Here is a 26,197-nt window from a genome sequence, read left to right as displayed (position 1 = left end):
TTGATCAAGAAAATTCGTTTATTCTTTGCAAAGATTTTGACTAATCCTCAAGCTGTTAGGCGATTAAAGAATTCTTCTTCGCTAATTACCTCGATTGGTGAACCTGCTTCGCGCAGTTGGCTTGCTTTCAGCATTTTTCTTGAACCAGTGGCGTTTTCTTTCCAGGCTCTCGGGTTCGGAATACCGACAACTAGCAAAGTCGTTTTCTTTGTGAGGTTCTTATCGGCCACACCACCAATGGCATTGACCAGTTGATGAGCAGCAGAACGTTGGCCATGCTTTAACGTCCCGGTGAAGACCACATGCTCGCCTTCTAGTGCCTTTGATTTTCCATACCGCTCAAGCAATTCGTTGGCAGCGAGCTGTTCCGAATAGATTCCGGATCTTTCACCTCTACCGCGCTTACCTGTTTCTGGGCAGAGCCGCTCAAGTTCTTCATAGCCGAATTCTGACTGCATTCGAGCGAAAATTTTGCCTGCGGCTTCAGCGTCTGAAGCGGCTTTGTGATGGCTAAAAGAATCATCAGGGAAGTAGTAGTTAAAAACTTCATCAAGTGATTTTCTTTCGACTTTGTCGGCCAGGATTTTCCTCGCTAACCGAACGGTGCAGAAGCGCCTATTTTCAATCTTCGCAGTCTCATACAAATTAGCTAGATCAGAAAGGACGTATCCGTCGAAAGCCATGTTGTGCGCGACGATCGGACGATCACCGATAAATTGCGTAACCTGAGGATAAACCTCTGACCAACGCGGAGCATCCTTCACATCCTCAGGACGAATGCCATGCACCCAAATGTTTACCGGGTTGAAGTAATCAACATCGGAGTGTGGGTGAATAAGCGTGGAGTAAGTGTCAGCGAGCTCCCCCTGCTCATCAAACAGAGCAAGACCTACCGAACAAGCTGAGCGACGCTGCTCGTTGGCTGTTTCGAAGTCGATTGCAACAAATTCTTTCATTAGTCATCTCCATTGTCGTCCTTGACCCTGTACTTTCATTTAACCAAATCCATTTAGCTATCTAAACGGCAGGCACCTTAAAGACCCTGGCAAGAAGCTTTTTTCTTTTTTGGCTTGATTAAGACAACTTAGACAGACGGATAAAGCATTTTTTGAAGTTAAATTAAAGAATTCAACGAAACCATTTAGTTACTTTCGATCTGACCTGCGGTGCCCCATCACCTGCCCCAAGCTGGTTGATCTGTTCGAGCCCGAGCAGAAGCTGTTCTAGCTGCTCAATCTTTTCTGCCAGGGCGTTGATATTTTTCGAAACCTTTAATTACTAACCGCCTTGGCCGAAGGTCTTCCACTGGTCACCCGGAATCCGAAAGATTTCGTCGGGCTAGAAAAATTAATAGACGTCATTGCGGTTTAAGTGGAGATAAGGAGACCCACCCACGGTGGATGCCGATTTCAACGCACGGCTCATTGTTAACTATTGGAGAAATTCCAATAGTTGCTCATCGCTGGTTAAGTCGAGATCTTCCATCTAGCTCTGCTCGAAAATACCCACGGAGCATTTCCCAATTATCCGGAAATCCCGGGTACTTGATTCCGCTTCACCCCGTCCGGGTTGTGCCTGCCGTACCCACAGCCGCCTTGAAGATAGACTTGGCCTCGAGTTCTACTTGGAGGTTTTCATGGCAGCATCGCAGCAGCGCGCTAATCTTCACCGCACATTCTGGCGGGTCGCTAACGATTTACGTGGCAGCGTCGACGGTTGGGACTTCAAGGCCTACGTGCTGGGTATGCTGTTTTACCGATTCATTTCGGAGCACATCACCATCTGGGTGAACGAGGGTGAGGCCGAATACGGCAACGCCGATTTCGACTACGCACAGATTTCCGACGACATGGCCGAACAGGTTCGCAACGACGCGGTCAACACCCTTGGCTTCTTTATTCTGCCGTCGGAGCTTTTCGAGAACGTGCGTCGCAGCGCCCCGCGCGACCTCAACCTGAACGAGACTCTAGCCAGGGTATTTGCGAATATCGAAGCGTCGGCTATCGGCAGTGAGTCCGAAAACGACATGAAGGGCCTATTCGACGACATCAATGTCAACAGCGCCCGCCTGGGTAACTCGATTGAGCAGCGCAACGACAAGCTAGTCAAACTGCTGGATGCTATTGGCGATCTAGAGTTCGACAACTACCAGGACGCCGACATCGATACCTTCGGTGACGCATACGAATACCTGATGACCATGTACGCCTCCAGCGCAGGCAAGTCAGGTGGCGAGTTCTTCACTCCGCAGGACGTCTCGGAGCTTATTGCGCGCATTACCGTGTTAGGCAAAAAGCGCGTCTCACGCGTGTATGAAGCTTTCCATTCGGTTTGGATACAAAATGGCGAGTCTTTAGCGCTCGCAGCTTAGAGGGTTCGATTCTAAGACATTTGGTTCACACCCAGATAAGGAAAAGAGGAAATAAACGATGTCGCTTGAACCGCCGATGTTCCGTACATTTGGACATGAAACTGTTGAAGTAGTTCATGCTGAAGGCACTACTGATGAGAAGCGTTTTAACGTTGAGGCGCATATTCAGCCGGAGTCAGGTTTTGTTCCTGTGGATACACCAATATACGAGGGAGATATTGTTGAGGTTAAGGATCCGCGTGGTGGAATCGAACGCCGTCTTGTTAGTGAAGTAAAGATTTTCGCGCCCAAGGGACCCAGCTTCCGGAACATGCAGTTCACCGAGTTGAAATGGGGCAAGAAGGTGCCTCCCCGTATTGCCCCGGTTCGACGACTCACTATTGAGAAGTTTCATCCGAGAGTTATCGAAGCTTCGGGAAAACTCTTCGCAGATGGCCATTTCAGTCGGGCTGTAAGTGAAGCTTTCGTGTCAGTTGAGGTTCGCGTTCGCGGCCTTCTGGGTTCAGAGCAGTCGGGCACAAAGTTGATGGATGAGGCATTCGGAGGAAAAGAGCCCAAATTATCTATTGCGCTTCATGACGGACGTTCTGGCCAGGACGAACAAGCGGGGTTCCATGCCCTATTTCGTGGAGCGATGCTTGGGATCCGGAACCCCGGGGCCCATGAACTTGCTGGCGAGCAAGATCCGCAAGAAGCACTTGAATACTTAGCTCTCGCCAGCCTGCTGCATCGCAAATTGGATATCGAATAAGACGACGTTCGGTTTTCATTTAGATGTCATAAGTACTGCCGCCTCTAAACACAAATTCAAGCTCTCCCTCGACTTTTGCAACGGCGTGGTCTAGGAGGGTGTGCCATAGGTATGGGGTAAATTCGAGTGGCTGATCGCCTAGTTTGCTGATTTCTTGTTTGTAGTATTCGTAGGCTTTGACCCTGTTTTGCTTGTCTACGATCTGTGCAGCTATGGCCTCATGCCTCTCGACTAATTCGCTGTGGCGGGCTGTGCGTGCTTGGAATTGGCGGGTGTATTCGTCTTGGTTGAGGGCAGTGCGTGCGTTGCGGTCGATGAGTTTGTCTATGGCTGCGCTGGTGGCTTCTGCCCCTATGAAAAGCCAGCCTGTTTCAGATTCATAAACTCGAGTGCCGAGTTATGCACGGATGGTTTCATTTAACTTCCTCTAAATGAAACAGATTTTACCTTTGAAGTATATTAAAAACTCCAATAGCTATCATCCGATTTTTTGTTAGCCGATTACTAGGACCAAATAGATAAGTAAATTTTCCTATCTATTCAAATTACCAACTGATCGAGCTATTGCTCTTCCAAGAGCATAAAAATTAGCCTCAGAAGGAACTTCATTTTCACCGACATCTGGACCAGCCTCCGGAATCGGCACAAATCCTGATTTACCTATTTGGATTACGAATTCATCTTCGTAAGAGACCTTGTCATCTGACTTATAATTCACAATTATTTTACCCTCTAACGGCATTCCAATCTGCAAAACTTTATTCCCCTTCCTAAATTTGTCATTCCAATGCGTCCTCATGGACACTGAAGGCGGAAGAGTACGTGGCGTCTGGAAAAATTTTTTTATAGTCTTCGAGTATTCATCATCTTGCCAACTAACACCATCTTCACTAAGGGCTTCGAAATCCATGGTTAAATTGCGCGCTGATGAACGCCCAGTGTTGACTACTCTCAAATCGAAAGAGCCTAAGCCTGATAGTCCGGGGACAACTTCAGCATAAACATAAGGTCTGGTTTGAGAGGCACTGTCCTTTTTCGCCTGCTCGTTCGCATCTTTTGCAGCTTCGCTAGCATCCCTAGAAGCCTTCATCGCTTCGACAGCTGTCTTGCCGGCCCAAATCGCAACAATCAGCAATCCCAGAGTCAATATCGATGTAGCCAAACTACTTATTGCTGAAACGGCTTCAGCCCATTCGGCGCTATTCATCTTTGCCCCTCGTTATTCGATCAGAGTCAATTAATCAGCGTTACAGACGACCAACAATCATTTGAGCGTAAGAAAATCCATCAAATTGAGTCATCAGCTTCAGCTGCTAAATGTTCAGCCTGCTCAATAATGAGCTTGATAGCGCCTTCTTGCTTGTCCGGCGGGTATTTGTATTTAGCAAGCAGCCGTCTAATCTTCGAGCGCATTTTTGCTCTAACTGATTCTTTAACTGTCCAGTCGATCGTTGCCGACTTATTGACAGTGACGACGAGTTCGCGAGCGATCTGTTTTAGCGTTTCGTCGCCCATTTCCATGATGGCTGAGTCGTTCTGAATAACAGCGTCATACAAGGCGACTTCCGCCTCGGAGAGGCCCAGTCCTTCAGCTCTTTCTTTATTTGCCCGCATCTCCTTAGCAAGCTCAACCAGCTCAGAGATGATCTCAGCCGTAGTCAGAGACCTATTCGTGTAACGTTTTATCGCATCGTTTAGCATCTGCGAAAACTTACGAGACCGGATTTTGTTAGTCCGGTCGATCGTTTTGATCTGATCGTTCAACAGTCTTCGCAGCAGCCCAAGCTGCAAATTGGGCTTGCCACTTTTACCAATTGAATCTAGGAACTCGTCAGAGAGCAGAGAGAGCTCGGGCCTTTCCATTCCCGCTAATTGGTAAACATCGACAACCTGATCTGCTGTGACAGATTCATTAACTAGCTGCGACAAGACTGAATCGATATCCCCTTTTGCTCGGCTTGAGGTCCCAGAGTCAGGATGGAGTATCTTCAGGGCAGCCGTTCGTACATCCGTGAACAAGCGGACATCGTTCTGGATAGCTTCAGCCTCGGGGCGAGATGCAACCAGCGCATAGGCCTTATTTAGGGCTAACACCTGATCGTTAAATCGCTTTACGAGTTTCTCGTTAGAAAGCAAATAATCAAGAACTATTGAATATTGAGTCATTCGCTGGGCAGCTGGAAGATCTGGCGAAGAATCATACTTAACGCCGTGCAACATGCCCATGATGATGTCGTATTTTTCCTGCATGACGTTGATGAGCTCTTCGATCGGCACACCGGTCTGTTCGCGGTCAGAAGGCGAGTAAATGCTCATAGCTTCTTGCAGTGAAGTGAAAAGCCCTATGTAATCGACAATCAAACCGCCTGGTTTGTCTCGGAATCTACGGTTCACCCTCGCGATAGCTTGCATCAAACCTGCGCCTTGCATTGGCTTGTCTACATACATGGTGTGAAGCGAGGGCGCGTCGAATCCAGTCAGCCACATATCGCGAACAATCACGATCTCGAGCTCGTCGTCAGGGTTTTTAGCGCGAAGTTTCAGATCACGACGCTCGTCCTTGGTATGAATGTGTGGCTGAAAACTTGCCGGGTCTGCCGCAGAGCCAGTCATGACAACCTTGATCTTCCCCTTGTCAAGGTCATCCGAATGCCATTCGGGGCGTAAAGCTACGATCTTGTTGTACAGTTCGACAGCGATTCTTCGGCTCATCGTCACGATCATGGCCTTGCCGAACATAGCGCTCCTGCGCTTCTCCCAGTGCTGAACTATATCTGCGGCGACAGCATCGAGACGGGCGTCTGCGCCCACGAGAGCTTCCAAGCGAGACCACTTTGTCTTGGCTTTTTCGGAAGATTCCTGCTGGCCCTCCTCGCCAACTTCTTCAATCTTCGTGTCCATGTTTTCTAGCGACTCGTCATCGACCTTGATCTTCGCCAGCCTGGACTCATAAAAGATTTTTACAGTTGCGCCATCTTCGACCGCCTGAGTCAGGTCATAGACATCTACGTAATCACCAAAGACAGCCCTAGTCGAGCGGTCTCCCGTCTCGATAGGGGTTCCTGTGAAACCTAGGAAAGTCGCATTGGGTAAAGCATCACGCATGTGCTTAGCAAGGCCAGATTTAATGCGTCCGGAGGAGTCAAGCTTCGAGCTGAAACCATACTGCGAGCGGTGAGCCTCATCGGCAACGACAACCACGTTTCGCCTATCAGTTAAAACCGGGTTGCTGTCTTTGCCTTCTTCAGGGGCAAATTTATGCAGTGTGGTGAAAATTATTCCACCCGAATTCCTAGATAAAAGCGTTCTCAGGTTTTCTATATCTTCTGCCTGGACTGGTGTTTCCGGCAGGATATGAGCAGGCGCGAACACCTCACCAAATAGCTGATCGTCCAAGTCATTACGGTCGGTGATAAAAACCAGGGTCGGGTTACCCATGCGTGGGTCTCTCATGAGCTTTGCCGCATAGAAAACCATTTCGAAGCTCTTGCCCGAGCCCTGGGTATGCCAGACGACACCGCCGCGACGGTCACCCCTAGGCGAAGCCGCACGAATAGTCGATTCGACTGCCGCGTTCACTGCCCAATACTGGTGGTATTTAGCAACCCGTTTTATTAATGCACGAGTACGTTGCCCTGTTTCTGGGCTAGTTACCGCTTCGTCAGAAAAGACGACGAAATTGCGCATGATGTCCAGGAAACGGTGAGGAGCAAATACACCCTTGATGAGCACTTCTAGCGCAGGAAGATTCTTTACTATCTTTTTGCCATCTACGGTTTTCCAGGGCGCAAAGTGCTCAAAACCACCCGTGAAAGAGCTCATGGCTGCAGAGGTACCATCAGAAATTACTGTGACAACATTTGGCAGAAATATCGAGGGTATTTGGGCCCGATACGTCTGGATCTGGTTCCAAGCATTGCGCATTGTGGCGTGCTCATCGGCGGGATTCTTTAGCTCCAAAAGGCCGACTGGGATGCCGTTGCAAAAGACCACTACGTCTGGCCTGCGGTTATGGCCATCTTCTGAAACCATGAATTGATTTAACGCCAGCCAGTCGTTGTTGTAGGGCTGTTCAAAATCGATGAGTTTAAATAACTTCGTAGTTGGAGTGCCGTCCTCGGCTTTTAGCTCAACCGGAACGCCTTGAACCATGAAGTTGTGCAGGCGTTGGTTTTCGTAAACCGATTCCTGCGATTCTGCGTGTTTAATTCGGTTTAGAACAGCCTCGACTATTTTTGCATCAGCCTGCGGGTTGAGTTCGCTAATCGCGGCTTTAAGGCGATCTAGCAAGAAAATCTCTGAATAAGACGATCGCGCATCGCCAACAGCAGCGACTTCTGGAGCGAAGCCAGTTTTATAGTCGATTTGGTTGAACCACTCCAGCGCCGCTTCTTCGACAACGCTCTCGTTAAATCTGCCCATGCCCCTCACTCACCTGCTCTGCTTTAAGCACGAATTTATCGAAGTCGGAGTGGTAATTCTGGTCTTGGATAATCCTAAACTTCGCAAATTCTTCTTTAGCGTGCGCTTCGGCTAATTGTTTGGAAATTTTTCCAGCGTTTTCCAGCAGTTCCCTGCTGTCTAGGGTTAAAACCTGGTCAAGGATTTCTGCCCACTGCTCCATCGTGGTGAGTATGTGCCGCTTTGCCCGCGATTCAGCGAAATTCAAATAAGTTTCTACGAGACGACCTAAGTCTTCTAGTTCGCCTTTGGTCAGGTAGTTTTTGCCGACCGTGACGTCTGCCGCCAGCACTTTCCCGTCTGGGGAGTTTTTCCAGGAATGCAGACCCATCTGAGATTTCTTCGCGTCGGCGCGTTCATAGATAAGCTCTGCCGCTGTGTGTCCGTGGACTGCGTAGTGCAACTTGTTCTGGATAGTTGCGAACACTTTCTTGGTTATTGGCGAGTTCGGATCGTAGTCGACCGAGGTAGCAAAGATATCTGTAATCTTTTGATAGAAGCGACGCTCGGAAAGCCGAATCTCTCGGATCTCTTGGAGCAACTGCTCAAAGTAATCCTCACCGAATATCTCCCCGGCCTCCATGCGCTGCCGATCAACGACATAGCCACGCAGGGTAAAGTCTCGCAGGACGCCCGTGGCCCACTGGCGGAACTGGGTTGCCCGAATGGAGTTGACGCGGTAGCCAACCGAGATGATTGCGTCCAGGTTGTAGTGGTTTATCGAGCGGGTCACCTGGCGGGAGCCTTCCTGGCGAACTATCCGGAAATTCCGGATAGTTGCCTCCGCAGACAGTTCACCAGCCTCGTATATGTTGGACAGGTGCTCGTTGACGGTTCGCACATCAACATCGAACAGTTCAGCCATTAGCGCCTGTGAGAGCCAGATCGTGCCGCCCTCATAGCGCACCTCGACACTATTGCTCTCGTCCGCAGTGAAGATCAGAAACTGCCCGGACGAGTGCTTGACCAATTTCTTAGACATCCCCGACCTCCGGAAACTCGGTGTCGGTGGCAGCCTGAACGGCGTCGCGAGCTTCAGCGACGCGGATACGACCGGACATCAGCTCGGGAAGGAGAGTGTCGCGGAGCAGGGCGAGGTTCTGCGATTCGTGATGAAGAGCCAAGATTCTCAGATCAATTTTAGACAGGGATGCCTCGAGTTCATGCAGACAAGTAGGTTCTGGCCAGTCCAGCATAAGAGCGATTAAGTTGTTCTTGTTGATGGACCCATATACCGTCCCTTCTGCGTTATAAATGTCCCATTTCTTCTGAGCATCTATAAGTGCATAAAACAATATGCTTGAGAATTCTGAGTGTATAGAAGCCACTCCACGACCAACGCAGCACTTTTCAATTGCTCGATTTAAACGGCCTACAGGCGCTCGGACAGAAAACAAAGAATCATTAGGCTCTGCGAAACGAATGGGATCGGTTGTCCAAGTGCGCTGACCTGGGAATCTCTTTCCAAAATCCGTAACGCCCTGATAAAACGGTGTACCATCTCCATGATTATTGTATGTGCTTCCTTTCGGAGAGGATCCCATAGTCAGAGTTGCAACTTCGAATAAATGGCACTCGCGTCTTGAGCTTGAGAGATAATGAGCGAAGGCTATCTGCTCTAAAAGACTATGCTTGCGCTGGTTTGACTCAATTTTGTCGTCTAGCGCGCCGAGTGTGGCGGCGATGGCTTGCTGCTCCAACCGAGCGGGCAATGGCACTAATTCAGATTCAGCAAGCCACGAATATTGGAAATTAGCTATACCAGTCGATCTAACCTGATAGTCCCACATCTTCCCTAACTGATAAATGTGCTGCAAATACCAGAAAAGGTAAGCTGGTTCAACTAGTGAGGAATTTACCCTGAGTCGCTTACAAAATGAGGCTGGAATTAAATTCTCTGAGCGCGAATTTTTCAACAACTTCTCGTCGATAAAAATTGACCTGCCTGTCGGCCTATCCGAAGTTCCTCCTGCGCATTCAAGGATTATGTCTCCAGGCTCAAGTAATCGCTTTTCTACTTTATTTCGACTCTCCCATCTAGCTGGAACCGAATCGAAAGAACCGAATCTAACAGCAGGAAAATCAGCTCCTCTAATAACTGAAACAGGAACAGAACCTTCGAAGTAGCTTTCCTCTCCCCAACCACCGCCTATTACTTTGTTGATTAAATCACCAAATAACATTTGCTTAGTCATTTGATCTCACCGAGCCTTTGCTTGATCTTTGCTTCCAACTCCCGTCCACGCTCAAACTCGGCAAACAGCTCTTTCTTTAACCGTGCTATTTTCTCGTCGATAGGTTCTTCGTCTTTTTCTACTTCACCGGCGCCGACATACCTGCCGGGAGTCAGCATGTAATCGTTATCTGCGATTTCTTGGGTGCTGGCCACCTTGCAGAAGCCGGGCTCATCGGCGTATTCGCCATCAGTCACTTTCGAGCGCCAATTGTTGTAGGTGCCAGCGATCTTGGCGATGTCTTCTTCCGTCAGCTCACGCCTAGCGCGGGTCACCATGCGCCCCAGCCTGCGGGCATCGATGAACAGCACTTCGCTTCGCCTTCCACGATGGCCGTTGCCGCGTCTGTCCTTCGACAAGAACCACAAACTCGCCGGAATTCCGGTATTCATAAACAGCTTGTCTGGCAAGGCGACGATGCAGTCCACGATGTCGTTCTCGACCAACTTCTTGCGAATAACCGGATCAGTCTCCGTACTGGAAGACATAGCGCCGTTAGCCATGACAAAGCCTGCGGTTCCCGTCGGCGCCAGGTGATACAGGAAGTGCTGAATCCAGGCGTAGTTGGCGTTACCCTCGCGCGGTGTTCCGTAAACCCAGCGAGGGTCGTCGGCCAGTGATTCGTTCCAGTAATCAGAGATGTTGAAAGGTGGGTTCGCGATGATGAAATCGGCGCGAAGATCTGGGTGGAGATCTTCTGTAAAAGAATCAGCAGACCGTGGGCCGAGGTCTGCGTCGATGCCACGCAACGCCAAGTTCATCTTCGCCAGCTTCCATGTGGTATTGGTGAACTCCTGGCCATAGATAGAGAGCTGATCGCGGTTACCGCCGTGCGCATCCACGAACTTCGTCGACTGAACGAACATTCCTCCACTGCCACAGCAAGGATCAAAAACGCGACCCTCGAACGGCTGGAGCATCTCGACTAACGTTTGGACAACACTTCGGGGAGTATAGAAAGCCCCGCCCTCTTTACCGGTTTCCTTACCAGCGAACTGGCCCAGGAAATACTCATAAACTGAGCCAAGAACATCATCAGAGCCGTGATCGTTTTCGCTACCAAAACCAATGGTTCCAATCAGATCCACCAACTCGCCAAGACGTTTCTTATCGAGGCCCTCACGCCCATAGTTTCTCGGTAGGACGCCACGCAGACTCGGGTTTTCCTTTTCGATCAAGAGCATCGCTTGATCGATTAACTGACCAATCTCATTCAGCTTCGCCTTGGATTGCAGCTCTTCCCAGCGGGCTCCCTCGGGGACCCAGAACACGTTGTGCCCGGCATATTCATCACGGTCTTCCAGAAATGCCGCAAACTGCGATTCATCGATACCGTCCTCGACAAGCTCCACCTTGATGGCAGCGCGACGCTCCTCGAAACGATCGGAAACGTACTTCAGGAAAACTAGGCCAAGAACGACGTGCTTATATTCGGAGGGCTCCTGATTGCCCCGCAATTTATCGGCTGCCTCCCAAAGCGTCTGCTCGAGAGTTTTGCCCTTCTCTGATTTAGCAGCCATCAGGCCTTCCTCCAGTCAATAACTCACCCGCATTAAAGGGATACTTGTCAGAATACATAACCCCACTGACAAAAATGCATACACAACGGTGGCTTTAGACTCTAAACCCCGTACGAAGCCGCAACCAGCTCCCGCTTCGACTCCGGCCCCAACAGCGCCTGAGCCGCAAGAAGCGCGTCATCTGCTGGCTAACGGACTTCTTCGACCGTTTCCACGTCCTCGGATAACAAACGGACGTAGGCTATCGGCTAGCAAAAACTGGAGATGGCGATGGCACCCCAGCCCTAGAAAGCGGAGGGAAACAACCCAGAGACAACGGCAATGGCTCATTGATGAGGATATTTCCGATAACGATATTCGCGTACAGCAAGGGGTTAGACCGATCGGAACGGTATGAGCTGATCTGCCAAGCCTCGTCGCTGACCCACGCTCACCCCATCGCAAAATTCTCCTGTATTTTCTTCGACGAGTTGCTGCACGAAATACTCACAGGCCAATCGGTCCGTGATGCCTTTGCAAAAGCACAAGGCGTTCGCTACGAAAACTATCTGCCCGAAGCTAACTGGCAAGAAGCACTGAAGACGCATTCGCGGATTCTTAGTCCCGACTTCGCATCTATAAAACCCGAAGAGATCAACTCCTCTGGCTACGTTGTGGACACGCTAGAGATCGCGATCTACTCCCTGCTTCATTCCAGCTTTTACGCCGAAACAATACAGACAACTGTAAAGTTCGGATACGATACCGACACATACGCAACCATCGCAGGCGCAGCTGCTGGAGCGATATATGGCGTTAAAGAAATCCCCCGAAAACTGGCTGAACGCACTAAAGAAACGCGAATACCTGGAAGACGCAGCCAGCAGATTCGCCGAAGCCATTTCTTAACCCCCTCAAACGCCTGCGCTTAATCAAGATATAAAAGACACTTTTAATGCTGACTTTTATGCAGTCCAAACATCTTCCCGCACACAGTTTTTAACTTACAAAGTTAGATCAATTAGCTGCCCACGCTTATCTCTGACCAGTTTTCGGATAGTCCGCTAGAAACTTTTCAGCAGCTAAAACAGCGAAATTTTCCGCCTTACACGACTCCGAACCCTGGTAAATCACCGCACGGTTTTCCGGTGGTATTCCCAAGATTTCACCGACCGAGAGAAGATGACGACCAAATTTATCGTGCATAGTCATCGACGATTTGATCTCGAACATGCGTCGATCCCCACGCTGAGTTAAATCAAGTAGATCAATTTCGCGCTTTGAATCATCCCGGTAAAAGTAAAGTTCCGGCTCGATTCCCTTGTGCAGATATTGTTTACGAATCTCGGCGACGACAAAATTCTCGAAAACAGCTCCTCGTTTCGGGTGAGTCAATAGCTCTGCAACACTATGGATTCCCAGAAGGTGGCACAGCAGACCAGTATCATAAAAGAACAATTTGGGAGTCTTCACAACCCGTTTCGCTCCACTAGCGAAATAAGGATGCAGCAGAAAAGTGATGTATGACGATTGCAATATTGACGTCCACTCCTTCACTGTGCGGTAGTTAACGCTAATGTCTCGAGCAAATCCGGCATAGTTGACGAGGTTCCCACTTGCTTCAGCGCACAACTGCAAAAAGACACGGAACTCATCAATATTACGTACGCTGAGGCACCCCGCAACATCACGCTCTACGTAGGTACGTACATAGTTGGGCATGAAAACAGGAGCGGGGATGCCTGCATCATAGATTCTCGGATACCCGCCAACTACTTGCGCTTCACTCAGGGTTGGTGGCGGCTCGATTGCCCTACTCTCTTGCCAGGTTAGGGGCAAAAGTTGAAGTATCCCGACCCTGCCTGCCAACGATTGACCAACGCTTTTGAGCAACAAGAAATTCTGCGACCCGGTGAGAACGTACTGACCGGTCACGCCAATTTCGTCGGATCGCACTTGAATTGCCGAAAAAGATCGGGCGCATGTTGCACCTCATCAATAATCAACGGCGCGGGATGCGCAGCAAGAAAACCGATCGGGTCTTCCATTGCCGCCAGTCTCAGGTTGCAGTCTTCTAAGTTCACATACTCATACTCTGGAAACGTCGCTCTAACCAGAGTCGATTTTCCGCTCTGCCACGGCCCGGTAACAGAAACTACAGGAAACCATTGGCCCAACCGTGCGAGGTATTCACTAGCGATCCGAGGAACCACAACCACACCCTATTACCAAATCATTGCAGTAGCTTTTACCAAATCATTGCAGTAGAACTAACCAAATCATTGCAGTAGCTTCAATTCGCAGAAAACCTCACGGCCAATGAGCATGGGAGAATTACTGCGTTCCCCTTCTAGGATCGGCACAGATTACGCCTCAAGGCTGTTAGAGACTTGCGGGACAACAAAGCACAAACCCGTCAAAGGCAGAATGAGAGTTTCGTCGATTACGATCTATAAAACTCTTATTAATCGAAATATTTCGATTATGATCGAAACAGGTGCCTTTTAGGAGAACTATGACGAACATAATCGATAGACCGCGCTACATAGAGCGGATAATGCCCCACGCCGACACGCCAACAATCAAGGTTCTGACCGGCGTCCGCAGGTGTGGGAAATCTACGACCCTTAAACTCATCGAGGACGAAATTCGGTCTCAACGGCCAGAGGCTGCCTTCGTGAAGCTCAACCTCGAATCCATCGAAGGTATATCGATAAGAACTCCTGACGAATTGATTTCGACGCTCACTGAACTAGCACCAGACAAAAGCAAAAGAACCTTTTTTTCTTAGACGAGGTACAGCAGGTTCCTGGATGGGAAAAGCCATCAACGCACTTCGGGTTAGCTGGAACTGCGACATCTACCTAACCGGCTCAAACTCGAAAATGCTCTCAGGAGATCTAGCCACAAACCTTGCCGGACGATACATTGAATTTCGCATCCAGCCACTCAGCTTTGGCGAGTTCAACCGCCTCTATCCTCAGGAAAATAAATCAGAAACTTTCATCAATTACATCCGATTCGGAGGTATGCCGGGGCTGAAATACTTTGATTTCCAGCGTGAACCAATCATTCAGTACCTACAGGGTCTCTACGACTCCACCGTCCTCAAGGATGTCGTCGAGCACAACGCAATCAGAGACGTTGACCTATTCAGCCGGACAACGCGTTATGCCTTCGCAAACATCGGAACAACATTCTCTGCCAGCTCTATTGCCAAGTTCTTAAAGAACGAGCGCAGAACCGCCAGCGTCGACACGATCCTTGACTACCTCGAATACTGTTCACAGGCTTTCTTACTCGACCGAGTGAACCGTTTCGACGTAAAAGGCAAAGCCGCAATGCAAACAAAAGAAAAATACTCTTGCGCAGACCATGGGTACCGGCTCGCTTTAGGTCTCAGCAACGAGAGCGACATTGAGCTGGTCTTAGAAAACATCGTTTACCAGGAACTTCGTTCGAGGGGATACGAAGTTCGTGTCGGAAAGGTAGGCAGCAAGGAGATCGACTTCGTCGCCAAAAAGGACGCCCAGATCAGCTATTACCAGGTGAGTTATCTGCTCGCGTCTCAAGAGACGCCAGACCGGGAATTCTCGGTTTTCGAAAATGTCTCAGACAACTACCCCAAACAGGTTCTGAGCATGGACAGCATCGATCTCAGCCGTGACGGAATAGTGCATAAGAGCATCATCGATTTTCTTCTCGAATGGCGTTAGATAAACGAAACGCCAATTAAAAAGAGCTGGCCACCCGATCGGGTGGTCAGCTCTTTTATTAGCAGTAATCAGTTCACTTCAAGTCCGCAAAGAACTCATCCCACGGCATCTCCAGCGGGTGGTCCTCCTCGACAACCGAATACAGGAAGCGGCACAGCGGGAAATCCTCTTCCTTGATCACGCCGCGCTTGGTCAGCGCACGCAGTGCCTTACCAACCACCGAAATGGCGGCGACGCCCTCCAGCGTCACGCCCTTCATGTGGACGCTACGCACCTCAGAGAACGGCACGCCCTGGCCGACGAAAGTGCCGGCCTTTACGTTACGTCCGCCCATGGAGGTGACGAACATGTCGCCAACGCCACCCAGGCCGATGCCCGTATTCGGATCGCCGCCCATCAGCTTGATGAACTGGATCAGCTCCTTAGCGCCCTGAGCAAACACGGCCGAGGAGTAGTTGTACATGACGTACTTGTCGTTCTCCTTGCCAGCAGCCTTAAGCATGCCCTTAGCGAAACCGGCAGCGAACGCATAGATGTTCTTAGTTGCAGCGCCGGTCTCGTGGCCAACGAAGTCCAACGAAGTCCACACGTGGTAGTAATCCGTGCGGAACATGTCAGCCAGATAATCCAGATCGCCCTGATCGTGGCCACAGAACACGACGCAAGTGTCGTGATGAACGGCAACCTCGCCAGCAATCGACGGGCCGACAACAGCGTTCCAAGAAACCTGATCGACAAGTTCCTTGGGCAGCGCGTTCTGAATAATGGTTGGCAGCAGATGCAAGGTGCCGTCCTCGTCTGTGCGCATGCCCTTAGTCACGCAAAGCAACTTCTGACCCGGCTTCAGCAGGGTCTTGAACTGCTCGGCGATCCACTCGATACCGAACGAGTTAACGCCACACATGACGACATCCGCACCCTCAAACGCCTCGGCAGCGTCCTCGAGCTGGTAAGCCTTGATGCCCTCGTTGACCTTCAGACCAAGATTAGGGTGCACCCCGGTCTTCTGGATTGAATCGATGATATCGCGGTCGAGATGAGTGCCGACAAGGCGAACCTCGTGGCCGTTCTCAGTGACCGGGAATGACAGAGCGGTGGCCATAATTCCACTGCCCAAAACAACCATCGTTGCCATAACAAATCCTTCCTATTGATTGAAGCTTTAGTTCTGGCCGTAGACGTTTTGGTAGCGTTCCCAGAGCTTGTCGATGGCCTCGGACTCAACCGGCACCACCTCGCCCAGGGAATTAGCGATCGCCACGGTCTTGGCGACCTCTTCCACCATCACCGCCGCCTTCACGGCTGCGGTTGCGTCCTCGCCCACAGTGAATGGGCCGTGGTTAGCCATCAGCACAGCTGGGGACCGCGAAGACTTGAGCGTCTCGACGATTCCCCTGCCAATCGAGTCGTCACCGATGATCGCGAACGGCCCAACGGGAATCTCGCCGCCGAACTCGTCGGCGATCATAGTAAGCACGCATGGGATGGGCTTGCGCACGGCAGAAAAAGCGGTGGCGTACGGCGAGTGCGTGTGCACAACCCCGCCCACCTCGCTCATGTGGCGGTAGACGTATGCGTGAGCGGCAGTGTCCGACGACGGGTTCAGACCCTTCGAGGTGTCGTCGTCGATCTTGTTGCCGTCAAGGTCACAGACCACCATCTTGCCGGACTCTAGCTCGTCGTAGCGCACACCCGAAGGCTTGATGACGAACAGGTCCTCGCCCTCAACGCGCTCGGAGACATTGCCCGCCGTCCATACAACCAACTGGTTTGCCGGCAGTTCGGCGTGCAGCTTTGCCACCTTCTCGCGAGTCCACTGAATGCGGTCGCGGATATCGGACGAAAAATCAGAAATGTGCATTTACTACTTCTTTTCCTTCTGCTCGCTCTGGAATGCCTTCATCCTTGCCATGATGTCGGTCTCGCCACGCCCGAAGTGATCGTGCAGTTCCTTGTAGAAGCTGAAGACCACGTCGTACTCCTTGGAGCTGGGCTCGTTCGGCTTGTACTTGTACTGCTCGGTCTGTGCCATTGCCTCAGCAGCTTCGAATACCGATGGGTAGATACCGGCGGCAGTGGCAGCGAAGACGCAAGCACCCAAGGAGCCAGTCTGCGGAGCCGTCGAAATCGTGATCGGCTTGCGGGTGATGTCCGCGAGCATCTGCATGTAGAACTCGTTCTTCAGCAGACCACCTGCGGCAACAATCTCGTCGATCTTGACGCCGTACTGCTCAAAGTTTTCGATAATCACGCGCGCACCGAAGCAGGTCGATTCGAGTAGTGCTCGGTAGATCTCTTCCGGTTTTGTAATTAGGGTCAAGCCCATGATCGTGCCCGAAAGGCGCGAATCGGAAAGAATTGAACGGTTGCCGTTATGCCAATCCAGCGCTACTAGACCGTGTTCGCCAATCTTCTGCTGCATGGCTAGTTCGCAAAGCAGCTCGTGGACGGAAACGCCCTTCTCCTTGGCGAGATCCTCGTACCTTGCAGGGATGCAGTTCTCGGTGTACCACGCGAAAATGTCGCCAACTGCCGTCTGGCCTGCCTCGTAACCCCAGGCACCGTCAACAGCGCCACCATCAACAACACCGAAGGTGCCAGGCACCTCGTGCAATTCCTTATCGTTAACTACGTAGCAACTGGAGGTGCCCATGATGGCGGTCAACTGACCAGGCTTGACGGCGTTAGCGCCAGCAACAACAACGTGCGCGTCAATATTGCCAGAAGCGACTGCGATTCCTTCAGGCAGCCCCAGAATTGCTGCAGGTTCGCTATGCAAACCACCAACTTTGGCTCCCAACGGCAGAATCGGGCCAGACATCTTGTCCTCGAAAACAGTGCCGAAGCCCTTAGAAACCGATTCCAGGTATTCGTGCGAGGGGTAATGGCCATCCTGGTACATGCGCTTGTAGCCAGAGTCGCCAGCCGCGTAAGTCAATTTTCCTGTCAACTTCCAGGTCAGCCAGTCCATCATGTTGACGAAGTAAGAAGCTCCGTCGTAAACATCGCGGGCCTTCTCGTAGGTCTCCAGGACCTTCGGCAGCAGCAGCTCGGAAGAAAGGACTCCACCGTAACGGGCCAGCCAAGGCTCGTTACGTTCCTTAGCGGCGGCAACCAGGCGGTCCGCCTGCTCCTGCGCACCGTGGTGCTTCCACAGCTTGATCCAAGAATGCGGATTATTCGCATACTTGGGTTTCTTGCAAAGCGGCACGCCGTATTTGTCCGTTACCAAGACGGTTGCCGACGTGCAGTCCACGCCAATTCCGACCACATTAGTGGGGTCGATTCCGGCGTCCTTGACGGCTCCAATAACTACACGGCGAAGAACGTACTCATAATCGCCCGGATCCTGTAACGCGTAGCCCGGCGGCAGCGCCTGGCCATCAGCGCTATCCAGCGTCTCGTCCATGACGCCGTGCGGATACTCGGCAACAGCAGTGCCAAGCATTTCACCGTTGTCTGCGCGAACCACAACAGCACGCCCAGATAGTGTTCCAAAGTCAATACCGACTAGATACTTAGTTTCTGGCATCTTCGCCTTTTCGTACTCGGTTCCTCAATACGAGGAGTTTTTGCTAGTTAACAAAGCAATGACCCAGCCCCTCCTTGAACTGAATCACTGATACTTTGCAACTTTACACGAAACTGCTTTCGCCATAGCTGGCTCTTCAATCTAAAAGCTAAAAGACAGGTCCCCGAACCCACCCTCGCCTCGCGATTTTTCAGCGTCCGGTAGTGAATCAATAAGCCATGCCACGCTATCGCGTAGTGCTCTTGTGCGCCGTGCATAGGCCCTGAGTGATTTCGGGCGGATTGAACGCCCTAGTCCGGGCCTATGTCGGACTGCCATGTGGCCGAAGCCGTCGGCCGCGGTGACGCTCGCCAAATTCGCGAGACTACCAACGAGTCTTTTTAGTTAAGTTCGGTCAGCCAGTTCAGCTGCTGGATTTTAGTGTCCAGAAGGCGGTATTCTTTCGCCGCCTCATCGGCCTGGGCGCGCAGCTTGGGCACGTCCACGGAAGAGACATAACGCACCTCGGAGCGAGAATAGACGTCTTGACGGGTGCTCGCAGCGTCAGCCGTCTCGGCAAGCAGACGCCTGCGCATCAGAGCGACGTCCCGGGCAGCTATCGCGTCGGTAAGCGTGCGGGTCTCGTCGAACTTCGTCACAGAGTTAGTGGCGTTAATTCTGCAGATTAGTTCTTCGAGCTGACGCATCAGCTCTTCGCTTTCTGAAAGCAGCTTGGCCGGATCTTCGTCGGGCCTCTCCCCTTCTTGGACGCGGGCCACCTTCAGCAACCTGCCCTTAAGGGAAGTCAGCCTGCGTTGGATATCGGCGCGCATTGCAAGCGCTTCGGCTAATAACATGCGCCAAGTTTATCTGTGAGCAAAAGCACCAGCGTAAAAACCACAAAGTAACCGTTCTGGGCTCTGATTGCCCGGAAAGCAGCTAAACAATGGGGGTGCAACAATCTCGAAAAGGCACTCTGGTTCTTAACGCCAACGTCAGCGTGCTGGCTGATCAGAGGACGGAACAGAACCAAGGCAAAAACAATGCTCAGGGCCCGAAGCGCGCGGCTAACGCCAAGAAGGCAGCCCGTGGTCTTCCGACCACCGGTTCCGCAGGCAGCCTGCCGCTCACCGAGCTGGCGCTGCTTGGCCTGGTCGCCCCTGCGGTTGCGGTCGCCATTAGGCGTCGTGACAACTAATTTTTCATAACAAAGCGGGGTGCGGCCGGCAGATAATCCAGCCACACCCCGCTTTTTATTTTCTAGTTTTTGATACTCCAAGATGCGTTAGACGCCGCCTCAAGGAAGTCACGGAACGGTCCTGGGATAACAGCCAACTGCGAGGGCGAGCCGACCTGGGCCACGTGGGCGCCATTCTCGCCGGGCTGCAAGAACACAACCTGATCGGCGTCTCGGATCGTAGATAGCCGGTGTGCAACGACGATCACCGTTCGCCCGGCTGAAAGCTCGCTGACCACCTTCGTGATCGCCGATTCATTTTCGCTATCGAGCGCGGAGGTGATCTCGTCGAGCAGCAGAATCGGTGCGTCTTTCAGGAATGCCCGCGCAATTGCGACGCGCTGGCGTTCGCCTCCCGAAAGGCTCAACCCAGCAGGGCCGACATTCGTTTCCCAGCCATTGGGCAGTGCATCAATAACCCGATCTAACTGGGCGCGCCGAGCAGCCACTTCCAATTCGCCGTCGGTGGCATCGGGCTTGGCCAGGCGCAGGTTTTCCCTAATGGTTGTGTCGAAGAGATAAACGTCTTGGAACACCAGTGATATGGACGCCATCAGCTCCTTTGTTGGGATGTTTCTGACGTCCACTCCCCCGATCTTCACCGACCCCGAATCGACGTCCCAGAACCTGGCTGCCAGCCGAAGGACGGTTGATTTACCGGCCCCCGACGGTCCGACGAGAGCCGTGACTTTGCCCTGCTGTGCGCGCAGCTCGACGCCGTCTAAAACTCTGCGCTCGGAGTCGTAGCCGAATGTCACACCGTCGAAGACGATCTCTTGGCCCTTCGTAACCTGAGCTTCGTCCCGGTCAGGTTCGGGCAATGGCCGAGCGTCCAAAATCTCGCACACCGAACGCATAGCTACCTCGGCGTTATTGAGCTCCGTGGACAACAGTGCGGCCTCGGTGAGCGGCAGCAACATCCGCGCGCTGATAGCCAACACCACCAGGTAACTGATCGGGTCTAGGTGATAGCCGCTGACCATCGAAACCCCCAGGCACAGCACGCAGGCGAATGCCAGGTTAACCACCAGGCTGAACCCCTGGGCGGGCCGGCCCTTGATTCTCAAGCCCGATAGCGTTGCGCGGCTGTCCGCATCGAGCGCCTGCACCACAGGCTCCCAATTCATCACTCGACCGGTGGCTCGCAAAACTGGTTGCAGTCGGGCGAACTCAATCAGGCGGCCAGCCACCAACCGCGATGTTCGGTCCTCCAGCTCATTGGCCCTGGTGGTAGCGGCCGACATCTTGCGCCAAATCAGGTAGAGCGGGACGATCACCGCGGCCATTATCAAAGCAAGCGGCCAAGACACGAAGGCCGTGGCCACCAGCACCACCAGAGGCGTGATGAAGGCATTGCACAGGCTCGGAATAACCAGCGAGGCCAAGTGTGAAAGCGTGTTAACCTCTTTCGAGTTGGCGTTTGCCACGGCCGCTTCGCGCTGGGCGTTGAACCAGCCGAGCGGCAGCGCCAGGACGTGTTCGGCAAGACTCGAAATCATCGAGTCACAGATCACGTACACGCTGACCCGATAGGACAAGAACATTGCCACAGCATCAATGACAAATGTGACTATGCCCAGCGCAACCACCACGATTAGCCAGGTTTGTGTCTGGCCAGACCGCGAATAGAAGGAGCGCAGGAACGGTATCATCGCGGCCAGCGTGAGCCCCTGAAGAATGGCCGAAACCACGAACCAAGCAATGTTCGAACGCAATTTACCTGCATCGACAATTCGAGTCATTAACTTCCACATGTTTATTCACCTTCCATCTGGAGGCTCCACATGGCGGAATATTTGCCATCATGCGCCAGCAGCTGATCGTGGGTTCCGCGCTCAACTATTCGTCCGCCATCGACGACGAGGATCTGGTCGGCGTCGCGAACCGTGGCCAGCCGGTGCGCGATCATGATCACCGTTCGGCCCTTGGCAAGACCGGATAGCGCAAGATGGATCTGCCACTCGGACTGCGGGTCGGCCTGTGCGGTTGCCTCGTCGAGAATCAGAATCGACGCATCCTGCAAATAGGCCCTAGCCAAGGTGACGCGCTGGCGTTCGCCGCCGGACAAGAAACCGCCCTCTTCGCCGAGCACTGTGTCGTAGCCATTGCGCAGTTGTGTGATTCGCTCGTGGATGCAGGCCCTTTTCGCTGCCTCTTGCACTTCTTCAAGACTCGCAGTCGGTTTGCCCAGGGCTATGTTGTTAAACACGGTGTCGTTCGACAGCGCAATGTCTTGAAGCACGATTGCCACCCTGGAAAGCAGCCAGGAGAAACTAGCTTGACGAACATCAACACCACTCACCTTTACAGTGCCCTCATCCAGGTCGTAGAATCTGGCGATCAGTTTCGCCAGAGTGGATTTTCCGCCGCCTGACGGCCCGACCAGCGCGGTAACCGTTCCTGGGCGCGCGACGAAAGAAATCCCGTCTATAACCGGATCTCCTGGCTCGTAGGAGAATTTCGCGTCGACCATTTCGACCTGGCCGGGAGCCTGGCCGTCACCGTCGGCGAAGTCGCCGGCGGGCATGGGTTCTTCAGATAGCAGCTTTGCCGTGGTCTGCGAGGCCAGCCTGGCGTCGTAAATATGTTGCGTCATGCCAAGCAGCACCGAAAGCCCATCGGGAACTCCCGGAGCCACCAGAAAGAACGGCAGCGTGGCAGAAAGCAGCATCCAGTCGTTATTGACGAATACCACCGACAGAATCGCCACAGTGACAAAAATGACGGCTGGACGAAGCAGCGCCCCTGTCGCGCTGATCGCCTTGCCGGACTGGCTGACCCATTCGTAGGAGATGTCCGAAAACTTTTCTCGGGCCCGGTTAAAGCGCGTCCTAGTGGCATCAACGGCCTGGAAGTTTTTGATCTCTTTGATGCCCTCCAACATCTCGACCGTCGCCGAGGCCAGATCAGTCTGGGCGACGCCGAATCGTTCGGTGATCTTCGCGTAGCCGCGCATGTGGGCGGCCTGCAATCCGACGACCACCACAATCCAGATGCCAAATAGCGCCAGGCACATCCGCCAATCGACGACCATGAGATAGACAAACCCGGCCAGCAGAGAAACGACGGCGTTCGTCGCATCGCCTGGCACATGGGCGACGAGCGTGTGGATGGCGGAGGTGTCGTCGCACACGATCTTTCGCAGCCGCCCGTGCGGAATGACCTCCACTTTGCCCAGCGGCAGCGACCCGATCGAGTCAACCACGCGACGACGAAGCTTGTGCCTCAGCTTCGCCTCGGAGAGGTGCGTCACGCCAAGCCCACCCATGTAGAGCAGCTGGGAGGCGAGCAGGCAAACCAGCGCGACAAGGGCAAGCACCCAAGGGTTGCCAGACCAGCCTTCGGGGTGTTTTTCACCCAGCCAGATTGCTGCCATCTGTTGCATCGCCACGAAGGGAGCTAACCTAAAAACCGCACCTGTGGCGGTTAGAAGCCCGGAAACTATCATCGAGGTTCGGGCGGGCCTCAACATATTGCTAATTGAAACACTCATTCACATTTCCTAATCAATCAGGCTGGCAAGAAAACCCACAGCCCCACCGCTAAGAGCCAAAGCAGAGCCACAACTACCCAATCGACGAGCCGCCATGGCACGTCGATTAACTCAGTTCGCTTTCGATAGGCGCCAAAGCCACGAGAATCCATCGACAGCGCCACCCGCTCGCCGTGCTGAACCGCAAGAATCGCCAGCGGCAAGAAAGAACCGAACCATCTGAGCGCGGGAGCCAACGGTCCTGCCTTGTCACCCACCCCGCGAAGCGCTTTCGCGGTTCTAATCAAGGCGAAATCCTCGCTAAAGCGGGTGACGAAGGCCACCGCAGCAGTGCCCGCCGAAGTTATTCGATACGGCACTTTGAATGTCGTGCTCATCGTCACCAGCAGTTCCTCCGGCTGGCTGGCCATGCCGGATAGGAAAATCAGCGAAAGCAACGCTCCGATGCCGCTGCCGGCGGTTAGTGCGTCGCCGGGGTCCTGCATTTTCGAGATGTTTTCCAGCACGTCTGCCCGCGAGAAAACCCAAAACAGAAATCCGGTGGCCGCCCAAGGCGCCAAGACGCCGATTAATGTGCGCATTCGCTGCGCCCTAGCTGCAAACATCAGCACAGTTTCCAGGCATAACAAAGTCAGATTCAGCGAGGCCTGTTTGACTACGAAGATCGTCACCATCAGCGGCAGCAGCGCGAAGAACAGCGTCAGCGGATTCAAAGCACTAAACAGCCCGCGACGATTCTCTCGCCCATTATGCCTAGGCTCGGCCGGCTGACTTTGCCTAGCTGGCAGGGCAATCAGGTGGCTGCAGTTATCCAACGCCAACTCGATGTCGTGAGTGGCCATCAAGACAGTGTGCCCCTGAGCGCAAAGTTGGCCAATGAAGTCCATCAGTTCACAGGTGTTGTCCCAATCTTGGCCAAACGTCGGCTCGTCTAGGACGATGATAGCCCGCTGCTCGGCCACCATCGTCGCAACCGAAAGTCTGCGCTGTTGGCCACCAGAAAGCGTCAACGGGTGTTGCTGACTGACCGCCTCCAGATGAAAGCGAGCAAGCAGATCTTCGACGGTTTGCGCATCGGCCCCGCCAACCGCCAGCTCTTTCTCGACGGTTGCCGCCACCATTTGATGTTCGGGGTTTTGGAACACGTAGCCGATGCCATGTTTGCCTTTGCGCAGACGCGAACCCTCCAACTGTGCTTGCCCGTCGAAGCTGAGCAGCCCGGCAAGCGCTGAGAGCAGAGAAGTTTTGCCTGCGCCGTTTTGCCCAAGCAGCCCGACAAATTCACCACCCGCCAACCGCGCTCTGATGGCAGGCGAACGTCCGGGAACCGCGAAGTCTTTCAGTTCCAGTTGCGGCTGGCCCTTCGGGCAGTTGTCGATTTCTTCGACCAACCTCCAGCCCGATGTTTCCTTGCGCCAGTAGCGCACCTGAGAGCCACAAACTTGCTCCAACCCTGGCAGCTCAATTTCGGCTTCCTGGCAGGTCAAGGCTTGAGTATTGCCTGCCCGCACCGCCCGCGGTAACCAGATGCCGGCCTGTTCGAGCTGGGTGGTGTGCTGATAAAAAACCTGCCTGGGTGGGCCAGCGGCAATGACTGCGCCCTCGGCATCAAGGGCAATTACCTGATCGACGATCGGCAGAATCGGGTCTAGATCGTGGTCTATCACCACCACGCCAGTGCCGGCAGCCACCAGCTGGCTGATTAGCTGATAAAACTGTTGACGTCCAAGCGCATCAATGTTTGAAGTTGGTTCATCTAAGACCAGCAGCTTAGGACTCATCGCCAACACAACGGCGATCGCCAGCCGCTGACGTTGCCCACCCGAAAGCGTCCAGGGGTCGGCCCAAAGGTAATCCGTCAGCCCAACCTTTTCGGCCGCATCGCGAACCCTCGTTTCAATTTCACAGCCGGGTAAACAAAGATTTTGTAGCGCGAAGGCGATGTCGTCGTGGACGCTTCTAGTGATGATGGCAGCATCCGGATTCTGACCGACATATGCCACCCGCTCGGCAATGAACTGGACGCTCGCGTCGGCGATCTCGACACCCTGCAGTTTGACGCTACCGCGATATTCGCTCGGCAGGCAGTGTGGCACCAGGCCGCAAATCGTGCGCACCAATGTAGTTTTGCCACATCCCGATGGCCCGACCACCGCGCTGACTTGGCCGGCTAAATTGCTCAGGCCAACCTCATCAAGCACCCAACGTTCCTGCCCCAAATAATGCGCCGATAGACCCTCGACACTTAGCTGAACGTCGCAAACTCCAGCGGTGCCCACCAGCGACTCAGGCACGGTTAGCCACGCCGACACCGGCCCGGTTAAGCAATTTGGTGATACCGATTGTCGCCAGGCCGCCCAGTAAGGCCGAAACAATGGACGTAACCACAATTAAGGAGTTCATTTTTGCGCTTGTAATGGAACTAAGCAGCGCCAGGTACATCATTCCATTCAGGGTGCCGAAAAGGCCAGCGCAGATCATGAACATCCAGTTGTTCCACCTTTTGTAGAGCGTAAAGGCCAAAGGCAACTCGATGAATGCGCCGCCGATCAGATTACCTATCACGGCGGACGGGCCGGCCGGAGTGGTGAAAATCGATATCACGCCCATGATCAACGAAGCCACCATCGTCGCACCTGGGCGCCGCACAACCGTCGAGGGCAGCAGATACGGAATCACCCAAAGGCCCATCATGGAGCAGCCGATCCAAACGGATTTAGGGGATGCTCCGAACGCTGGGGCGATGTAGTTCAAGGGGATAAGCAGTATCAATCCGACGACGGAAAGCGCCGCCACCATCATCAGGTTTCGGGTGCCCAAAACCGAATTCGCTAGCCCCTTACGCGCGGATGTGTGGACGGTCTCGCCGGCCTTTTGGTCTTGCGCCACTCTGCACTCCTAAGTTAAAAAGAAAACGATTCTCA

General features: G+C 52.9%; 21 protein-coding genes and 1 pseudogene. 6 read left to right on the top strand and 16 right to left on the bottom strand.

What is annotated here, in order from left to right:
• Positions 1 to 47: 47 nt before the first annotated feature.
• The gene (locus HMPREF1255_RS07825; RefSeq protein ID WP_024111402.1) at positions 48 to 956 is read right to left on the bottom strand and encodes an exonuclease domain-containing protein; all 909 of its coding nucleotides are present in this window, start codon (positions 954 to 956) and stop codon (positions 48 to 50) included.
• 680 nt (positions 957 to 1,636) lie between these two features.
• Between HMPREF1255_RS07825 and HMPREF1255_RS07820 the strand changes: the two genes are divergently transcribed.
• The gene (locus HMPREF1255_RS07820) at positions 1,637 to 2,371 is read left to right on the top strand and encodes a type I restriction-modification system subunit M (protein WP_024111284.1); all 735 of its coding nucleotides are present in this window, start codon (positions 1,637 to 1,639) and stop codon (positions 2,369 to 2,371) included.
• Between the two features lie 58 nt (positions 2,372 to 2,429).
• Positions 2,430 to 3,122 (top strand): TIGR02391 family protein, encoded by a 693-nt coding sequence (locus HMPREF1255_RS09470; RefSeq protein ID WP_024111306.1) that lies wholly within the window; start codon positions 2,430 to 2,432, stop codon positions 3,120 to 3,122.
• A 532-nt stretch (positions 3,123 to 3,654) separates the two neighbouring features.
• Here the strand turns inward: HMPREF1255_RS09470 and HMPREF1255_RS07810 are convergent.
• From HMPREF1255_RS07810 to HMPREF1255_RS07790, 5 genes are all read right to left on the bottom strand, one after another.
• On the bottom strand, positions 3,655 to 4,329 hold the full coding sequence (locus tag HMPREF1255_RS07810) for a hypothetical protein (protein ID WP_024111538.1): 675 nt from the start codon (positions 4,327 to 4,329) through the stop codon (positions 3,655 to 3,657).
• An 80-nt stretch (positions 4,330 to 4,409) separates the two neighbouring features.
• Complete coding sequence (locus HMPREF1255_RS07805) at positions 4,410 to 7,544, bottom strand: type I restriction endonuclease subunit R (RefSeq protein ID WP_024111488.1); 3,135 nt, start codon at positions 7,542 to 7,544, stop codon at positions 4,410 to 4,412.
• Positions 7,531 to 8,565 (bottom strand): virulence RhuM family protein, encoded by a 1,035-nt coding sequence (locus tag HMPREF1255_RS07800; RefSeq protein WP_024111373.1) that lies wholly within the window; start codon positions 8,563 to 8,565, stop codon positions 7,531 to 7,533. Before HMPREF1255_RS07800 ends, HMPREF1255_RS07805 begins: the two co-directional genes overlap by 14 nt.
• Complete coding sequence (locus tag HMPREF1255_RS07795) at positions 8,558 to 9,778, bottom strand: restriction endonuclease subunit S (protein WP_024111298.1); 1,221 nt, start codon at positions 9,776 to 9,778, stop codon at positions 8,558 to 8,560. Before HMPREF1255_RS07795 ends, HMPREF1255_RS07800 begins: the two co-directional genes overlap by 8 nt.
• Positions 9,775 to 11,337, bottom strand: a complete 1,563-nt coding sequence (locus HMPREF1255_RS07790) for a class I SAM-dependent DNA methyltransferase (protein WP_024111550.1) — start codon at positions 11,335 to 11,337, stop codon at positions 9,775 to 9,777. The genes HMPREF1255_RS07795 and HMPREF1255_RS07790 overlap by 4 nt, the downstream gene beginning before the upstream one ends.
• A 281-nt stretch (positions 11,338 to 11,618) precedes the next feature.
• On the opposite strand from HMPREF1255_RS07790, the pseudogene HMPREF1255_RS07785 reads away from it, so the two are divergent.
• Positions 11,619 to 12,248: pseudogene (locus tag HMPREF1255_RS07785) on the top strand (ADP-ribosylglycohydrolase family protein); the annotation flags it as partial.
• Positions 12,249 to 12,351: 103 nt separating this feature from the next.
• On the opposite strand, the gene HMPREF1255_RS07780 reads toward HMPREF1255_RS07785, so the two are convergent.
• Together HMPREF1255_RS07780 and HMPREF1255_RS09965 are read right to left on the bottom strand one after the other, a co-directional pair.
• Positions 12,352 to 13,272, bottom strand: a complete 921-nt coding sequence (locus HMPREF1255_RS07780; RefSeq protein ID WP_024111636.1) for an ATP-binding protein — start codon at positions 13,270 to 13,272, stop codon at positions 12,352 to 12,354.
• Entirely contained in the window at positions 13,248 to 13,529 is a 282-nt protein-coding gene (locus HMPREF1255_RS09965) for an AAA family ATPase (RefSeq protein WP_197016989.1), read from the bottom strand. Before HMPREF1255_RS09965 ends, HMPREF1255_RS07780 begins: the two co-directional genes overlap by 25 nt.
• A gap of 302 nt (positions 13,530 to 13,831) precedes the next feature.
• On the opposite strand from HMPREF1255_RS09965, the gene HMPREF1255_RS09960 reads away from it, so the two are divergent.
• Entirely contained in the window at positions 13,832 to 14,107 is a 276-nt protein-coding gene (locus HMPREF1255_RS09960; RefSeq protein WP_197016988.1) for an AAA family ATPase, read from the top strand.
• A gap of 22 nt (positions 14,108 to 14,129) precedes the next feature.
• Positions 14,130 to 15,032: an ATP-binding protein gene (locus HMPREF1255_RS07770; RefSeq protein WP_024111460.1), complete on the top strand. Its 903-nt coding sequence runs from the start codon at positions 14,130 to 14,132 to the stop codon at positions 15,030 to 15,032.
• Between the two features lie 73 nt (positions 15,033 to 15,105).
• On the opposite strand, the gene HMPREF1255_RS07765 is transcribed toward HMPREF1255_RS07770, so the two are convergent.
• The 4 genes from HMPREF1255_RS07765 to HMPREF1255_RS07750 all read right to left on the bottom strand — a co-directional run bounded on the left by HMPREF1255_RS07765 (position 15,106) and on the right by HMPREF1255_RS07750 (position 19,400).
• Complete coding sequence (locus HMPREF1255_RS07765) at positions 15,106 to 16,167, bottom strand: NAD-dependent glycerol-3-phosphate dehydrogenase (protein ID WP_024111453.1); 1,062 nt, start codon at positions 16,165 to 16,167, stop codon at positions 15,106 to 15,108.
• A 27-nt stretch (positions 16,168 to 16,194) separates the two neighbouring features.
• Entirely contained in the window at positions 16,195 to 16,893 is a 699-nt protein-coding gene (locus tag HMPREF1255_RS07760) for an L-ribulose-5-phosphate 4-epimerase (RefSeq protein WP_024111357.1), read from the bottom strand.
• A gap of 3 nt (positions 16,894 to 16,896) precedes the next feature.
• Positions 16,897 to 18,564 (bottom strand): ribulokinase, encoded by a 1,668-nt coding sequence (locus HMPREF1255_RS07755; RefSeq protein ID WP_024111574.1) that lies wholly within the window; start codon positions 18,562 to 18,564, stop codon positions 16,897 to 16,899.
• Positions 18,565 to 18,944: 380 nt separating this feature from the next.
• The gene (locus tag HMPREF1255_RS07750; protein WP_024111472.1) at positions 18,945 to 19,400 is read right to left on the bottom strand and encodes a DIP1984 family protein; all 456 of its coding nucleotides are present in this window, start codon (positions 19,398 to 19,400) and stop codon (positions 18,945 to 18,947) included.
• Positions 19,401 to 19,489: 89 nt separating this feature from the next.
• On the opposite strand from HMPREF1255_RS07750, the gene HMPREF1255_RS07745 reads away from it, so the two are divergent.
• Positions 19,490 to 19,741, top strand: a complete 252-nt coding sequence (locus tag HMPREF1255_RS07745) for a hypothetical protein (RefSeq protein WP_024111396.1) — start codon at positions 19,490 to 19,492, stop codon at positions 19,739 to 19,741.
• 62 nt (positions 19,742 to 19,803) lie between these two features.
• Here the strand turns inward: HMPREF1255_RS07745 and HMPREF1255_RS07740 are convergent, their stop codons facing one another.
• From HMPREF1255_RS07740 to HMPREF1255_RS07725, 4 genes are read right to left on the bottom strand one after another with little or no spacing between them, the layout of a single operon-like run.
• The gene (locus HMPREF1255_RS07740; RefSeq protein WP_024111492.1) at positions 19,804 to 21,534 is read right to left on the bottom strand and encodes an ABC transporter ATP-binding protein; all 1,731 of its coding nucleotides are present in this window, start codon (positions 21,532 to 21,534) and stop codon (positions 19,804 to 19,806) included.
• A 2-nt stretch (positions 21,535 to 21,536) separates the two neighbouring features.
• The gene (locus tag HMPREF1255_RS07735; RefSeq protein WP_024111406.1) at positions 21,537 to 23,273 is read right to left on the bottom strand and encodes an ABC transporter ATP-binding protein; all 1,737 of its coding nucleotides are present in this window, start codon (positions 23,271 to 23,273) and stop codon (positions 21,537 to 21,539) included.
• A gap of 17 nt (positions 23,274 to 23,290) precedes the next feature.
• On the bottom strand, positions 23,291 to 25,585 hold the full coding sequence (locus HMPREF1255_RS07730) for an ATP-binding cassette domain-containing protein (RefSeq protein ID WP_024111487.1): 2,295 nt from the start codon (positions 25,583 to 25,585) through the stop codon (positions 23,291 to 23,293).
• The gene (locus tag HMPREF1255_RS07725) at positions 25,560 to 26,162 is read right to left on the bottom strand and encodes an ECF transporter S component (RefSeq protein WP_016456694.1); all 603 of its coding nucleotides are present in this window, start codon (positions 26,160 to 26,162) and stop codon (positions 25,560 to 25,562) included. The genes HMPREF1255_RS07730 and HMPREF1255_RS07725 overlap by 26 nt, the downstream gene beginning before the upstream one ends.
• Positions 26,163 to 26,197: the final 35 nt, after the last annotated feature.

The organism is Propionimicrobium sp. BV2F7 (assembly GCF_000510445.1).
In the GTDB taxonomy this organism is placed as follows: domain Bacteria; phylum Actinomycetota; class Actinomycetes; order Propionibacteriales; family Propionibacteriaceae; genus Propionimicrobium; species Propionimicrobium lymphophilum.
This window is presented reverse-complemented; position numbering and strand designations above follow the sequence as displayed.